Origin of the sequence: Paraburkholderia sp. BCC1884, from assembly GCF_900996225.1 — a bacterium.
In the GTDB taxonomy this organism is placed as follows: domain Bacteria; phylum Pseudomonadota; class Gammaproteobacteria; order Burkholderiales; family Burkholderiaceae; genus Paraburkholderia.
The window spans coordinates 547,863-561,645 of sequence record NZ_CAAJGL010000079.1 but is presented as its reverse complement, the minus strand read 5'-3'; the positions used below and the strand labels follow the sequence as shown (position 1 = coordinate 561,645).

Genomic DNA, 13,783 nt, shown 5'->3' with positions numbered 1-13,783 from the left:
TAGACTGGAAAATGCGAGCCTTGAACACCATCACTAAAGCGGCGATCAATTTGGCGGCCATCAAGAAGGCGGCCCGTAAAGTGGCCGGATACATTGCGTGTGCCGCAGCCGTCGCGGTTATTGCGGCTTGCCACGGCCTGCCGGAAAAGACCGACGAAACGGCAACGTGGAACAACAACAAATTATATACGGAGGCGAACGACGCCTTGAGCGGTGGCGATTTCGGCAAGTGCGCCAAGTATTTTGAAATGCTCGAAGGCCGCGACCCGTTCGGTCACTTTGCCCAGCAGGCGCAGATCAATGTCGCGTACTGTAACTGGAAAGACAGCGAAAACGCCGCCGCCGACCAGGCCATCGACCGCTTCATCCAGTTGCATCCGGATCACCCGGACATCGCCTACGCGTACTACCTGAAGGGCATGATCCACTTCAACGACGACCTCGGTCTGTTCGGCCGCTTCTCCGGCCAGGACATGAGCGAGCGCGATCCGAAGTCGCTGCGCGAGTCGTATGACGCGTTCAAGGTCGTGGTCGACAAGTACCCGAACAGCAAGTATGCACCGGACGCCGCGCAACGCATGCGCTACATCGTGAACGCGCTGGCCTCGCACGAAGTCCACGCGGCGGATTATTACTACCGCCGTGGCGCCTATGTCGCCGCGATCAACCGCGCGCAACTGGCGCTCACGCAATACAAGAACGCACCGGCGATCGAAGACGCGCTGCACATCATGATGCTGTCGTATCAGAAGCTGGACCAGCCGCAACTGGCCGAAGACACGAAGCGCGTGCTGGCCGGCACCTTCCCCGACAGCCCGTACATCACGGGGCGCGCACGGCCGGGGACGGAAAAGTCGTGGTGGCAGTTCTAAACTCCACGGCACGCTGAAATCAGCCGACCATAAAAAACGCCACGACTTCGGTCGTGGCGTTTTTGTTTGCGCGCCGGGTTCGTGCGACCTGGCTCAGTCCCGCTCGAATAAAGCAATCGACTCGACGTGCGAGGTATGCGGGAACATGTTCACCACGCCCGCGCCGACCATGCGATAACCCGCCTCGTGCACCAGCAGACCGGCATCGCGTGCGAGCGTGGCCGGCGCGCACGATACGTAGACGATGCGTTTGGGCAGCGGCCCAACGCCGCTCTGCGCGATCTCCGCCAACGCTTTGGCGACAGCGTGCGCGCCTTCGCGCGGCGGATCGATCAGGAATTTATCGAAGTGACCGAGCGCGCGCAGATCGTCGGCGGTGACTTCGAACAGGTTGCGGCAGGCGAACGACGTATGCCCTGCCACGCCGTTCAGCTCGGCGTTGGCGAGCGCGCGCTCGGTCAACACTTCCAGACCTTCGATACCCACCACTTCCCGCGAAACCCGCGCGAGCGGCAGCGTGAAATTGCCGATCCCGCAGAACAGATCCAGCACGCGATCCGTGCGCGCCGGCGCCAGCAGGCGCAACGCGCGGCTCACCAGCACGCGGTTGATCGCGTGATTGACCTGGGTAAAATCGGTCGGCTTGAACGGCATGCGGATGCCGTATTCCGGCAGCGTGTAGTCGAGTTGCTGGTCGAGCGGGTAGAACGGCGCGACCGTTTCCGGGCCGCCAGGCTGCAGCCAGAACTGCACCTTGTGCTCGTCGGCGAAATCGCGCAGCACCTGTTCGTCGGCGGCGGTGAGAGGCGCGAGATTACGCACGACCAGAGCCGTCACCGACGAGCCGACCGCCAGTTCCAGTTGCGGCAGGCGCTCATAGATCGACAGCTTGCGGATCATGAAGCGCAGCGGCATCAGCATGGCCGACACGTGCGGCGGCAGCACCTCGCAGGTCTTCATGTCGGCGATGTTGCCGCTCTTCTTCTCGTGAAAGCCGATCCGCATACCGCCCTTTTCGGGCAGGAACCGCACGGCCAGGCGCGAGCGATAGCGATAACCCCAAGCCGGTCCGTGAATTGGCCGGAACACCGTTTCGGGGCGCAGCTTGCCGATATGCTGGAGATCGTCCTCCAGCACGCGCTGCTTGACGGCGACCTGCGCGCGAATGTCCACGTGCTGCATCGAACAGCCGCCGCAGATATCGAAGTAGACGCATTTCGGCTGGGTGCGGATCACGCTTTCGCGAAATACCTGCACGACCTCCGCCTGCTCGAATTTTGCCTTGCTGCGATGGGTGGAATAACTGACGCGCTCGCCGGGCAACGCGCCTTCGACAAAAATCACCTTGCCGGGCGTGCCGTCTTCGCTGACCGTACGGCCGACGCCGCGCGCTTCCATATCGAGCGAAACGATGTCGATGACCGGTTCGTTGCCGGTGACGATGAGTGCGCGCGCCGGAGCAGGCGCCTTCTGGCGCTTCGGCGCGCGACGTTTGGGGGCAGTTCGGGACACCTGCGACTTCCTGACAAACTTGGGGAAAGGCGAGATTGTAGACGAAGCGCCGCGCTTGCCGACGATTCGGCGTGGCCGGCACGGCAGCCACGCCTGCGGGCGCGCCAGGCGGTTACTGGTCGAACGCCGCCAGGTATTCGGCCCATTGCGGCGCGGTTTCCTGCGCCAGAGCGTTCTTCACCAGATTGATTTCGTCCGCATATTCTTCGGCCGAAAAGGCACCGCGAATCAGCTGAAAACGGCAATACAGCAGGTAGGTATTGACGACGTCAGTCTCACAATAATTACGGATTTCCTCGATGCGGCCTTGCTGGTACGCGTGCCACACCTGGCTGCCGTCCATGCCCATCTTGCCGGGAAAGCCGCACATCTTGGCGAGCGCGTCGAGCGGCGCATTGGCGCGCGCCTGATACATGGCGAGCACGTCCATCAGATCGGTGTGACGCGCGTGATAACGGCTGATGTAGTTGTTCCACTTGAACTCGCGGTCGTCCTCGCCGAGATCCCAGAACCGGTACGCCGGAATACCGTGGACGAGCGCCCGATAGTTCAGCACCGGCAGGTCGAATCCGCCGCCATTCCACGACACGAGTTGCGGCGTGTACTTCTCGATCACGCGATAAAACGACTGCACCAGCGCCGCCTCACCGTCTTCGAGCGTGCCGAGCGAGCGCACACGAAAGCCGTTGTTGTCGCGGAACACGCAGGAAATTGCGGCGATGCGTTGCAGATGATGCGGCAGGAAATCGCCGCCGGTCTTTTCGCGGCGCGCGGCGAACGCGTGCTCGGCGACTTCGGCGTCGCTCAGCGTGGCGGGCAAATCTTCCAGGCGGCGAATGCCGGCGACATCGGGAATCGTCTCGATGTCGAAAACAAGAATCGGTGTCATCAGTTTTATAGAACGGCGTCCTTGCGCACACCGTTGGAGGCGAAGAAGCGCTTCAACCGCACCAGCGCTTCCTGTTGGATCTGGCGCACACGCTCGCGCGTGAGGCCCATTTCGTCGGCCAGCTCTTCGAGCGTGGCGGGTTCGATGTGGTTGAGCCCAAAGCGTCGCTCGATCACATGACGATGCTTGTCCGACAGTCGGGCAAGCCACGCGCGAGTCAGCGTTTCCAGTTCGCGATGCTGCACTTCGGCGTCTGGAGACTGACTTTGGTCGTCAGAAAGCAGATCGAGCAGGCTGCTCGCCGGGTCGAGATCGAGCGGCGCGTCGAGCGACGCGGTGTGCTCGTTCAACGCCAGGATGTCGGTGACTTCGTCGGTGGTCTTGCCGGTCAGATAAGCGATGTCGTCGATGCTGGCGTCGCGGCGGTCGGCCGCCTCGCCGGAATTCATCGAATTTTTTTCCAGATGACGCTTGGCGCGCAGCACCTGATTGAGCTCGCGAATCACGTGCACCGGCAAACGCACGGTGCGCGCCTGATTCATGATGGCGCGCTCGATGCTCTGGCGAATCCACCACGTGGCGTAAGTGGAGAAACGGAAACCGCGCGTCGGATCGAATTTCTCGATCGCGTGCATGAGGCCGAGATTGCCTTCCTCGATCAGATCGAGCAACGGCACGCCCCGATTCAGATAACCCTTCGCGATGCTGACAACGAGCCGCAGATTACGCTCGATCATGACTTGCCGCGCGTCGAACTCGCCCGCCTTGGCAAGGCGTGAGTACTTCTGCTCTTCCTCGACGGTGAGGAGCGGCTTGACGCTGATCCGGTTCAGATAGTGCTGGATCGTGTCGGCCGTCAGTTCGGCTTGCAGGAGTGCGCGGAAATCGTCGGCATCCGGCGCGGCTTCGCTCGCGCTCTCACGCGTGTCGCCGCCTTCTTCCGTGCTCGCCTGACGTTCGTCGAGATCGCGCTCTTCTGCGACCTCCTCCTCTACTTCCGAAGCGCCGCTTTCTTCCACCGAAGCGGACGTGGCTAGGCTGATCGTCTCAGATTCGGCTTGCGGCGGGCGGCGCTTCGATTTCGGCATGGTGGTATCGCTTATTGCGGCGGCAAATACTTCAGTGGGTCGACAGGTTTGCCCTGCCGGCGAACTTCGAAATGCAACATCACGCGGTCGGAATCGCTATTGCCCATCTCAGCGATCTTCTGCCCCTTCGTTACCGCGTCTCCCTCTTTTACCATCAAAGCGCGGTTGTGTGCATACGCTGTGAGATAAGTTGCATCATGCTTGATGATAATGAGATTGCCGTAACCACGCAGCCCATTTCCGGCATAAACCACCCGGCCATCTGCCGACGCCTTCACTGGGTCGCCCGCCGCGCCGCCAATGTTGACGCCCTTGTTGGTCGAGTCGTTGAAGGTGCCGAGCAACGGACCGCGCACCGGCCACGCGAACACGACGTTGCCGGCCGCGCCCGTATCGCTTGCGGCGCCCGGCGTGGACGGCGGCGTGAGCGACGCGTTGTTCGCGCCCGAACCGTAGATCGGCGGCGCCGCGACACCGGCGGCCGCGCCTGCGGACGGTGGCGTGCTGCCGAGCGGTGCGCTTTGCACCGCACCGCCGCTGCCGATCGGCGCGGTCGACACACCCGGCGTCAGCGCGGCGGTGTTCGCACCCGGCGGCACGACGCGCAGCAACTGATCGACTTCGATCTGATTCGGGTTGGTGAGATTGTTCCACGTCGAGATATCGCGGTAATTCTGGCCGTTCTCCAGCGCGATCCGATACAACGTATCGCCCGGCTTCACGCGGTAGTAGCCCGGCGGCGGCGGGCCGAGCGGCACGGCCGGTTGCTCGGCTTGCGTACTGAGCGGGCTGCCGCCGGAGCGGTCGACGACCGGCGCCTGATCGAGCCGGGTCGCACAGGCCGTCATCAACAGGGACAAGGCGAGCACGCACACGCTACGCTGGGTTACGGTCAGGGGGGCAGTCAGGCTGGTTCTTTGCATCGCGCGCAACATACTCATCGGTGTCAAATCACTCCGGATTTTAAGGGTACAAAGAAAACGCGATCAAGCCGCGACTCGCGCCACTGCGCGGGTCCGAGACGCTCGACCAGGGTCAGCACCTGGTTCTGACCGTCCTGCGAGCCGACCGGTGCGACCAGGCGGCCACCGATCGCGAGTTGTTCAAGTAAAGCCTGGGGTACGTCGAGCCCCGCCGCGGCGATCAGGATCGCATCGAACGGGGCCGTGGCCGGCAATCCCAGCCGGCCGTCGCCGTAATGCAGCCGGATGTTCGGAATGCGCAGCGGACGCAGATTCGTCTTCGCGCGTTCGGATAGCGGCTTGATGCGTTCGATCGAGTAAACCTCGCGCGCGACCTGGCTTAGCACCGCCGCCTGATAGCCGCAGCCGGTGCCGATTTCGAGCACGTTGTTCAGCGTGCGCCCGGTGGCCGCCAGTTCGATCATGCGCGCCACCACCGACGGCTTCGAGATCGTCTGGTGATGACCGATCGGCAACGCTGCATCTTCGTAAGCCTGGGCCGCGAGGCCCGGGTCGACGAACATGTGGCGCGGCACCGCCGCCATCGCGTTCAACACACGTTGATCGGTCACGCCGTTCGCACGCAGGCGTTCGACCATCCGTTCGCGAACCCGTTCCGAAGTCAGCGCCAAGGCGCCGTTCAATGCCACGTTCGGCGTGGCAGACCGTTCATTCGAGCGGGCTGCGGACTTCGACACCACCGAAGAGGTCGGCGTCGGGCGCGGCGTCGGCTTCTGCACGCCGGGCTTTGCTGGCGCGCCAGCGGACCTCGCCGCGCGTGCGCTCGTGGTCTGCACGACCGGCATGACCGGCGCTCTCGGCGACGACGGCGCGGCGAGCGGCTTGGGCGCGGCAATGGTCGGCGTTTTTGGCTGGGTCTGAGGCTTGGCTTGCAACGGGTGCGACGCCTTCGCCTGCGGCTTGGCCGTCATACCCGCCACCGGCTTCTTCGCCGGTTGTTGACGCGAGTTCAACGCCGCACTCGCGGCCAGTGCCGCCGCGCGGATTTCGCCCGGACGCCCTTCGGGCCGGCGCGGTTCGCGCACCAGATCCTCTAGGCCGAGCGGAAAGCGCTTGGCGCGCTCGCTGCTCATGAATTACCGCTACCGGCACGCACCCAGTCACGCGCTGCGGGCAGCATTTGCGTGTGGGTCAGGTCGAGTTGCAGCGGCGTGATCGACACGCGGCCGTTGGCGACGGCATGAAAGTCCGTCCCTTCGCTCGCGTCGCGCGCACTGCCGGACGGACCGATCCAGTAGATCGGCTCGCCGCGCGGATTGGTCTGGCGGATCACCGGCTGGGACGGATGCCGCTTGCCCAGCCGCGTGATGTGCCAGCCCTCCAGTTCCGCGTACGGCAGATTCGGAATATTGACGTTGAGCAGCGGATGCCCGGGCAACGGCTGCTTGAGGTAATGCTCGACGATTTCCGCGGCAACACGGACGGCGTCGTCCAGATGCACCCAGTCTTTATCGACCAGCGAAAACGCAATGGCCGGGACGCCGAACATGATGCCTTCGGTGGCGGCGGCGACGGTGCCCGAATAGAGCGTGTCTTCGCCCATGTTCTGACCGTTGTTGATGCCCGAGACCACGAGGTCCGGCGTGTGGTCGAGCATGCCCGTCAGCGCGATGTGCACCGAGTCGGTGGGCGTGCCGTTCACGTAGTAGAAACCGTTCGCCGAACGCAGAACCGACAGGGGCCGCGACAGCGTCAGGGAATTCGACGCGCCGCTGCAATTCTGTTCGGGAGCCATCACGGTGACATCCGCGATCGGCTTGAGCGCTTCGTAAAGCGCAGCAAGGCCCGGCGCCAGATAACCGTCGTCATTGCTGAGTAGGATTCGCATGCGGCGATTGTAACCGAGGAAAGAAGGCGCGCGGACGACACGGCGAGCCACCGACGCGCCATATGCATGGCGCACGGACGTCCTGCACGATGAACTCGCGACGCCCACGCGCGGCTTGCGCCGTACTTGCGTCACGAACTTCAGCACGACAGTAAAAACGCACGGTCGTGCTGATTGTTTTACACTCAGAATGCTTGCTAACGCCCCAGGGAAGTCCACTCGAGGACCCTGATCGATATGGAGACACGATGCGCGCGATTCGCTGTAATCAATACGGGCCGCCGGAGAGCCTGGTTGTCGAAAACCTGCCGGAACTTGAGGCGCCCGCCGGCCACGTGGTGATCGACGTCAAAGCCGCAGCCGTCAATTTTCCGGACGTGCTGATCATCGAAAACAAATACCAGTTCAAACCACCCCTGCCCTTCACGCCCGGCTCGGAAGTCGCGGGCATCGTGCGCACGGTGGGCGCTGGCGTTACGCAGTTCAAGCCCGGCTCGCGGGTGGTCGCTTTCACGGGGCAAGGCGGCTTTGCCGAACAGGCGATCGCGCCGGCTGCCGCCTGTGTGCCGCTCGCGGACGGCGTCGACTTCGAATTGGCGGCGGCGTTCACGCTGGCCTACGGCACCTCGCATCACGCGGTGGTCGATCGTGGCGCGTTGCAGGCCGGTGAGACGATGCTGGTGCTGGGCGCGGCGGGCGGCGTCGGACTGGCCGCGGTCGAAATCGGCAAGGCGCTCGGCGCGCGCGTGATCGCGGCGGCGTCGAGCGATGAGAAGCTGGCCATCTGCGTAAAACATGGCGCGGACGCCACCATCAACTACAGCACCGAAGATCTGTGCGAACGCATCAAGGCGCTGACCGACGGCAAGGGCCCGGATGTCATTTACGACCCGGTCGGCGGCGTGTATGCGGAGCCCGCATTTCGCAGCATCGGCTGGCGCGGACGGTATCTGGTGGTCGGCTTCGCCAACGGCGAGATCCCGAAGTTGCCATTGAATCTGACGTTGCTCAAAGGCGCGAGTCTGGTCGGCGTTTTCTGGGGCGATTTTGCCAGGCGCGAGCCGCAGCACAATCACGCTGCATTCCAGCAGATGACCCAATGGATCGGCGCGGGCAAGCTCAAGCCGTATGTATCGGCACGTTATCCGCTGGAAGAAACAGGACGCGCGTTGCGCGATATGGCCGAGCGGCGCGTGATCGGCAAGGTCGTGATCACGCCGTAGCGTGCGTTGCCCGAGTAAGGAAAAAAATACGGCGTGCGGTTCGAAGACCGCGCGCCGTTTTGGTTGTGCTCAGCGTTTCAGCTTGTCAGGCTTACAGCTTCTCCGTATCGCCGCTCTTCGGTTGCCACTTCATCAGCCGTCGCTCGCCGACGCCCACGATTGCATCGAGAATCAGCGCGAATGCGGTCAGCACCAGAATCCCGGCGAACACGGTATTGATATCGAAGGTGCCTTCGGCTTGCAGAATCAGATAGCCGACCCCGCGCGCCGAGCCGAGATATTCGCCCACCACCGAGCCGACGAACGCCAACCCCACCGACGTATGCAAGCTGGAGAACACCCAGCTCATCGCACTCGGCAAATACACCGAGCGCAACAACTGCTTGCGGTTCGCACCGAGCATGCGCGCGTTGGCGAGCACCACGGGACTGACTTCCTTCACGCCCTGATAGACGTTGAAGAACACGATGAAGAACACCAGCGTGACGCCCAACGCCACCTTCGACCAGATGCCCAAACCGAACCACACGCCGAAGATCGGCGCGAGAATCACGCGCGGCATCGAGTTGGCGGCCTTGATATACGGATCGAACAGCGCGCTCGCGAGCGGCGCCAACGCCAGCCACAATCCGACACCGAGCCCGAGTGCGGTGCCGAGCACGAACGCGAGCACGGTCTCGACCAGCGTGATCCACAGGTGCAGATAAATCTCGCCGCCCGTGAACCACTCCCAGATCCGCTGCAGCACCTTTTGCGGTTCGCCGAAGAAGAACGCGGCTTTGTTCGGATCGTCGAAATAGAAAGCCGGCAAAAGCGTCGGGCTGGTCAGCACGTACCAGAGCACGAAGCACAGCACGAGCAATAGCCACTGCCAGATCACCAGATTCGCCCGGTTCGGGCGCAACTTCTTCCACATGACTCGGTTTGCCTCGGAGGATGATGGGACGCGTCGGACCGGCCGGACGCGCCGGCATTAAACGGCGGTGAGCTGCTGCTGATAACCCTTGAGAACTTCGTCTCGCAACACGCTCCAGATCTGCGCATGCAACTCGACGAAACGCGGATGCGCACGAATTTCGGCGACGTCGCGCGGACGCGGCAAGTCGATCGTGAATTCGCCGATCGGATGCGTGCCCGGCCCCGCCGACAGCACCACCACGCGATCGGACATCGCGATGGCTTCGTCGAGATCGTGCGTGATGAACAGCACCGCTTTGCGTTTGGCCGCCCACAGGTCGAGCAATTCGTTTTCCATCAGCTGACGCGTCTGGATATCGAGCGCGGAAAACGGCTCGTCCATCAGGATGATGTCGGGATCGAGAATCAGCGTCTGCGCCATCGCGACGCGCTTGCGCATGCCGCCGGACAGTTGATGCGGATAACGGTCGCCGAAACCGCCCAGACCGACGCGCTTTAACCACTCGTCGGCTTTGACACGCGCCTCCGTCGGCGGCACGCCGTGAAACGCGAGGCCGGCCATGACGTTGTCGATGGCCGAGCGCCACGGCATCAGCGCGTCGGCCTGGAACATATAGCCGGCACGGCGGTTGATGCCCTTGAGCGGCTCGCCGAATACCGTCACCGCACCCGACGACGGCTCCAGCAAACCCGCGCCGATATTCAGCAAGGTGGATTTCCCGCAGCCGGTCGGGCCGACCACCGAGACGAACTCGCCCGGCGCGATGCGCAAAGTGGTGTCCTTCACGGCCGTGTAGCGTTGCGCGCGGTTGTCGCGCGCACTGAACGTGCAGGTGATGTTTTCGAGCGCCAGGGCGGCAACGGTCATCGTTCGGCTCGCTTCTTCGAAGTCGGTTTTGTGTGGACGGCCGTCATGGCGACGACCGTCCGGGCCAACGGCGCGTTACGCCTTGACGGTGGTCAGCGCTTTCTTGACGAAGTCGTTGGTCCACGTCTTCGACAGATCGATCGGCTTGCCCTGCACGGCCGGATCGAACGCCTGCAAGGTTTTCAGCGAGGTCGCGGGACCGTCGGCGGGCATCAGGCCATCGGGCGACATGGCTTCCTTGACGTGCTGCCAGGCGTCCAGATAAACCGCACGGTCGCCGAGCAGATAACCTTCCGGCACGGTGTTGATGAGCTCGCTGCCGGTCGCCGTCTGCAGCCACTTGAGCGCGCGCACCATCGCGTTGGTCAGCGCCTGGGTTGTGTTCGGATTCTTCGTGATGAAACTTTGCGACGCGTACAGACAGCCGGCCGGCATGTCGCCACCGAACACGTTGCGCGTGTCGGCCAGCGTGCGCGTGTCCGACACGACGCGAATCTCACCGGTGCGTTCGAGCTTGGTCATGACCGGATCGAGGTTGGCGATCGCGTCGATCTGCCCCGACTGCAACGCGGCAATCGCGCCCGCGCCCGCACCCACGCCGACGAACGCGACGTCTTTCGCCGTCAGTCCGGCTTTCGCCAGCACGAAACTGGCCATGATCGAGGTCGACGAACCCGGCGCGGTCACACCGATTTTCTTGCCCTTCAAATCGGCGATCGACTTGTAGTTCGGCAGGGTTTTCTTCGACACGGCGAGCACGATCTGCGGCGCGCGACCTTGCAGGACGAATTCGCGGAACATCTGCTTCTGAGCCTGCAGCAACAAGGTATGTTCGAAAGCGCCGGACACCACGTCCGCGCTGCCGCCGACCGCCGCTTTGAGCGCCTGCGAGCCGCCCGCGAAGTCGGAGATTTCGACTTCGAGCCCTTCGTCCCTGAAGTAATTGCGACGCTCGGCGATGGTGAGCGGCAAGTAGTAAAACAGGTTCTTGCCGCCGACGGCGATGGCCACCTTACTGGTCTCGAGTTTGCCCTGCTGGGCGAAAACGAGCGGCGTAGTGGCGAGTGAAGCGCCGGCGAGCGCGGCGGTTCCGGCGAGGAAGGTTCTGCGTTGCATGGTCTGTCGTCTCCAAACTTTTGTTATCCGGCTTTTTCTTTTTTACCGCGACGCTCGTCGGCGCCACGGTGCCCCGCCACACGCGCTCAGTCAGACGATCTGTTGCGCGTGCAACCTTGCAATGTCGTCAGCATCATAACCTAGCGATTGCAGGACTTCATCGGTATGTTCACCCAGTTCGGGGCCGAGCCAACGCGTCTCGCCCGGGGTTGCCGACAGCTTCGGCGTCACGCCCGGCAGCGTGATTTCCTGACCGTCCTGCCATTTGAAGCGCTGGATCATCTGGCGCGCCATGAACTGCGGATCGGTGAACATATCGGCCACGCTGAAGATGCGGCCCACCGGCACGTCGGCGGCGTTCAGCACATCGAGCGCTTCGTCGATGGTGCGCGTGGCGAGCCAGGCCGCGATCGCGCCGTCGATTTCCTCGGTGCGCGGCACGCGACCGTCGTTGTGCGCGAGGCCGGGATCGTTCGCGAGGTCGTCGCGCCCGATCGCCATCATCAGGCGTTTGAAAATCGGATCGCTATTGCCGCCGATCACGATGCTGCCGTCGCGGCACGGATAGGTATTCGACGGCACGATGCCGGGCAGCGACGCGCCAGTGCGCTCGCGCACCATGCCGTACACGCCGTATTCGGGCACCACGCTCTCCATCATGTTGAAGACGGCCTCGTACAACGCGACATCCACCACCTGCCCTTTGCCGCCGTTCACCTGCTTGTGATGCAGCGCCATCAGCGCGCCGATCACGCCGTGCAGTGCCGCGATCGAATCGCCGATCGAAATGCCGATGCGCGGCGGCGGCAAATCCGGATAACCGGTGATGTGACGCAAGCCGCCCATCGATTCGGCGATCGCACCGAAGCCCGGCCGGTCGCGATACGGCCCGGTCTGCCCATAGCCGGACAGACGCACCATCACGAGCCCAGGGTTCTCCGCGGACAACACGTCATAACCGAGCCCGAGTTTCTCCAGTAATCCCGGCCGGAAATTTTCGACGACGATATCCGCTTCTTTCGCGAGACGCCGCACGATTTCCTTGCCCTCTTCGGCCTTCAGATTGATCGTGACGGATTTCTTGTTGCGCGCCTGTACGGCCCACCACAGCGAGGTGCCGCCGACTTCGGGATAGAGCTTGCGCCATTTGCGCAGCGGATCGCCGCCCCTGGGATCTTCGATCTTGATGACGTCGGCGCCGAACTCGCCGAGAAAGCGCGCGGCGAACGGGCCGGCGATCAACGTGCCCAACTCCAGCACCTTGACGCCGGCGAGCGGGCCGGCTTTGCCGGACGTGGCGGCGGTGTCGGCGGCGTCCTTAGGCGCGGCGCTCGTGCCTGATTCGGGGGTGACGCTCATGTGTCTCCTCTCTTCGGTTCGTGGCGCGCGCCCGGCGCCCAACATTGGCAGCTGCGCTCAGCCGCTGAGGGCCGGCGAGCTCGTGCGTGGAAGCGTTACATCGAACGACGGTCGAGCATCGCGCGGGCGATCGTGCCGGCGTCGACATATTCGAGTTCGCCGCCCACCGGCACACCGCGCGCGAGGCGTGTGACCGAGAGGCCGCGTGCCTTGAGCGTCTGCCCGAGGTAATGCGCGGTAGCCTCGCCTTCGTTGGTGAAATTGGTGGCGAGCACGACTTCCTTGACGACACCATCCGTCGCGCGCCTGACCAGCCGGTCGAAATGAATCTCTTTCGGGCCGATGCCGTCAAGCGGACTGAGCCGGCCCATCAGCACGAAATAAAGGCCGCGATAAGTCAGGGTCTGCTCGAGCATGATCTGGTCGGCCGGCGTCTCTACGACGCACAGCAAGGCCGGATCGCGCTCTTCGTCCAGACAGACTTCGCAGATCTGCGCTTCGGTAAAGGTGTTGCACTTCTCGCAGTGCTGCAGATGCTCGGTCGCGAACAACAACGAACGGCCGAGTTTCTCGGCGGCGTCGCGATCGTGCTGCATCAGGTGGTACGCCATGCGTTGCGCGGACTTCGGCCCGACACCGGGCAGCGCGCGCAGCGCTTCGACGAGCGCCGACAAGGCGGAAGGTTGTTTCATGCGGATCGGCGTCGAAGTGGGGAATGCGGAGAGTGTCGGACCGCGCTGCGGCAATCGTTGCCGCAGCGCAGGCCTCGCCTTGCGGCGCGTCGATTAGAACGGCAGTTTGAAGCCCGGCGGCAGCGGCAGCCCCGATGTCATGCCGCCCATTTTTTCCTGGGCGGTGGCTTCGGCTTTGCGCACGGCGTCGTTGAACGCAGCGGCGACGAGGTCTTCCAGCATGTCCTTGTCGTCGGCGAGCAGGCTCGGGTCGATCGAGACACGGCGCACGTCGTTCTTGCAGGTCATCGTCACCTTCACGAGACCGGCGCCCGACTGGCCCTCGACTTCGATCAGAGCGAGTTGCTCCTGCATCTTCTTCATGTTTTCCTGCATCTGCTGGGCTTGCTTCATCAGCCCGGCGAGTTGACCTTTCATCATGGACATGCTCCTTCT

The 13,783-nt window shown here is 63.4% G+C and carries 14 protein-coding genes; 2 read left to right on the top strand and 12 right to left on the bottom strand.

Annotated elements, in window-relative coordinates; genetic code table 11:
- Window positions 1–11: 11 nt before the first annotated feature.
- Window positions 12–872, top strand: coding sequence for an outer membrane protein assembly factor BamD (locus FQ705_RS17950; protein ID WP_144143381.1), 861 nt, complete (start codon window positions 12–14; stop codon window positions 870–872).
- A gap of 93 nt (window positions 873–965) precedes the next feature.
- Here FQ705_RS17950 and rlmD read toward each other — a convergent pair whose 3' ends face one another.
- From rlmD to surE, 6 genes are all read right to left on the bottom strand, one after another.
- A complete protein-coding gene (gene rlmD, locus FQ705_RS17945; protein ID WP_144143380.1) occupies window positions 966–2,384 on the bottom strand; it encodes a 23S rRNA (uracil(1939)-C(5))-methyltransferase RlmD in 1,419 nt (472 codons plus the stop codon).
- Window positions 2,385–2,496: 112 nt separating this feature from the next.
- Entirely contained in the window at window positions 2,497–3,273 is a 777-nt protein-coding gene (locus FQ705_RS17940) for a 3'-5' exonuclease (protein ID WP_144143379.1), read from the bottom strand.
- Window positions 3,274–3,278: 5 nt separating this feature from the next.
- The gene (gene rpoS, locus FQ705_RS17935) at window positions 3,279–4,361 is read right to left on the bottom strand and encodes an RNA polymerase sigma factor RpoS (RefSeq protein WP_144143378.1); all 1,083 of its coding nucleotides are present in this window, start codon (window positions 4,359–4,361) and stop codon (window positions 3,279–3,281) included.
- Window positions 4,362–4,372: 11 nt separating this feature from the next.
- On the bottom strand, window positions 4,373–5,302 hold the full coding sequence (locus tag FQ705_RS17930) for a peptidoglycan DD-metalloendopeptidase family protein (protein WP_144143377.1): 930 nt from the start codon (window positions 5,300–5,302) through the stop codon (window positions 4,373–4,375).
- A gap of 5 nt (window positions 5,303–5,307) precedes the next feature.
- On the bottom strand, window positions 5,308–6,417 hold the full coding sequence (locus tag FQ705_RS17925) for a protein-L-isoaspartate(D-aspartate) O-methyltransferase (protein WP_144143376.1): 1,110 nt from the start codon (window positions 6,415–6,417) through the stop codon (window positions 5,308–5,310).
- Window positions 6,414–7,172 carry a 5'/3'-nucleotidase SurE gene (surE, locus tag FQ705_RS17920; RefSeq protein WP_144143375.1) on the bottom strand — a complete coding sequence of 253 codons (759 nt, stop codon included), beginning with the start codon at window positions 7,170–7,172 and terminating at the stop codon, window positions 6,414–6,416. Before surE ends, FQ705_RS17925 begins: the two co-directional genes overlap by 4 nt.
- A gap of 248 nt (window positions 7,173–7,420) precedes the next feature.
- Between surE and FQ705_RS17915 the strand changes: the two genes are divergently transcribed.
- A complete protein-coding gene (locus FQ705_RS17915) occupies window positions 7,421–8,395 on the top strand; it encodes an NADPH:quinone oxidoreductase family protein (protein ID WP_144143374.1) in 975 nt (324 codons plus the stop codon).
- Window positions 8,396–8,486: 91 nt separating this feature from the next.
- On the opposite strand, the gene FQ705_RS17910 is transcribed toward FQ705_RS17915, so the two are convergent.
- The 6 genes from FQ705_RS17910 to FQ705_RS17885 form a co-directional block, all read right to left on the bottom strand.
- Complete coding sequence (locus tag FQ705_RS17910) at window positions 8,487–9,311, bottom strand: ABC transporter permease (RefSeq protein WP_144143373.1); 825 nt, start codon at window positions 9,309–9,311, stop codon at window positions 8,487–8,489.
- Between the two features lie 57 nt (window positions 9,312–9,368).
- The gene (locus tag FQ705_RS17905) at window positions 9,369–10,181 is read right to left on the bottom strand and encodes an ABC transporter ATP-binding protein (RefSeq protein WP_144143372.1); all 813 of its coding nucleotides are present in this window, start codon (window positions 10,179–10,181) and stop codon (window positions 9,369–9,371) included.
- Between the two features lie 75 nt (window positions 10,182–10,256).
- Entirely contained in the window at window positions 10,257–11,297 is a 1,041-nt protein-coding gene (locus FQ705_RS17900) for an ABC transporter substrate-binding protein (protein WP_144143371.1), read from the bottom strand.
- Window positions 11,298–11,387: 90 nt separating this feature from the next.
- The gene (locus tag FQ705_RS17895) at window positions 11,388–12,656 is read right to left on the bottom strand and encodes a CaiB/BaiF CoA transferase family protein (RefSeq protein ID WP_144143370.1); all 1,269 of its coding nucleotides are present in this window, start codon (window positions 12,654–12,656) and stop codon (window positions 11,388–11,390) included.
- A gap of 95 nt (window positions 12,657–12,751) precedes the next feature.
- Entirely contained in the window at window positions 12,752–13,348 is a 597-nt protein-coding gene (gene recR / locus FQ705_RS17890) for a recombination mediator RecR (RefSeq protein WP_144143369.1), read from the bottom strand.
- 93 nt (window positions 13,349–13,441) lie between these two features.
- Window positions 13,442–13,768, bottom strand: a complete 327-nt coding sequence (locus FQ705_RS17885; protein ID WP_007182071.1) for a YbaB/EbfC family nucleoid-associated protein — start codon at window positions 13,766–13,768, stop codon at window positions 13,442–13,444.
- Window positions 13,769–13,783: the final 15 nt, after the last annotated feature.

What these genes read in the sequence shown, in the direction of transcription:
- FQ705_RS17905 (WP_144143372.1), bottom strand. Translation starts at nt 10,181, where the DNA reads ATGACCGTTGCCGCCCTGGCGCTCGAAAACATCACCTGCACGTTCAGT.
- FQ705_RS17950 (WP_144143381.1), top strand. Translation starts at nt 12, where the DNA reads ATGCGAGCCTTGAACACCATCACTAAAGCGGCGATCAATTTGGCGGCC.
- FQ705_RS17900 (WP_144143371.1), bottom strand. Translation starts at nt 11,297, where the DNA reads ATGCAACGCAGAACCTTCCTCGCCGGAACCGCCGCGCTCGCCGGCGCT.
- FQ705_RS17895 (WP_144143370.1), bottom strand. Translation starts at nt 12,656, where the DNA reads ATGAGCGTCACCCCCGAATCAGGCACGAGCGCCGCGCCTAAGGACGCC.
- surE (WP_144143375.1), bottom strand. Translation starts at nt 7,172, where the DNA reads ATGCGAATCCTACTCAGCAATGACGACGGTTATCTGGCGCCGGGCCTT.
- FQ705_RS17910 (WP_144143373.1), bottom strand. Translation starts at nt 9,311, where the DNA reads ATGTGGAAGAAGTTGCGCCCGAACCGGGCGAATCTGGTGATCTGGCAG.
- FQ705_RS17940 (WP_144143379.1), bottom strand. Translation starts at nt 3,273, where the DNA reads ATGACACCGATTCTTGTTTTCGACATCGAGACGATTCCCGATGTCGCC.
- FQ705_RS17915 (WP_144143374.1), top strand. Translation starts at nt 7,421, where the DNA reads ATGCGCGCGATTCGCTGTAATCAATACGGGCCGCCGGAGAGCCTGGTT.
- recR (WP_144143369.1), bottom strand. Translation starts at nt 13,348, where the DNA reads ATGAAACAACCTTCCGCCTTGTCGGCGCTCGTCGAAGCGCTGCGCGCG.
- FQ705_RS17925 (WP_144143376.1), bottom strand. Translation starts at nt 6,417, where the DNA reads ATGAGCAGCGAGCGCGCCAAGCGCTTTCCGCTCGGCCTAGAGGATCTG.
- FQ705_RS17930 (WP_144143377.1), bottom strand. Translation starts at nt 5,302, where the DNA reads ATGAGTATGTTGCGCGCGATGCAAAGAACCAGCCTGACTGCCCCCCTG.
- FQ705_RS17885 (WP_007182071.1), bottom strand. Translation starts at nt 13,768, where the DNA reads ATGATGAAAGGTCAACTCGCCGGGCTGATGAAGCAAGCCCAGCAGATG.
- rpoS (WP_144143378.1), bottom strand. Translation starts at nt 4,361, where the DNA reads ATGCCGAAATCGAAGCGCCGCCCGCCGCAAGCCGAATCTGAGACGATC.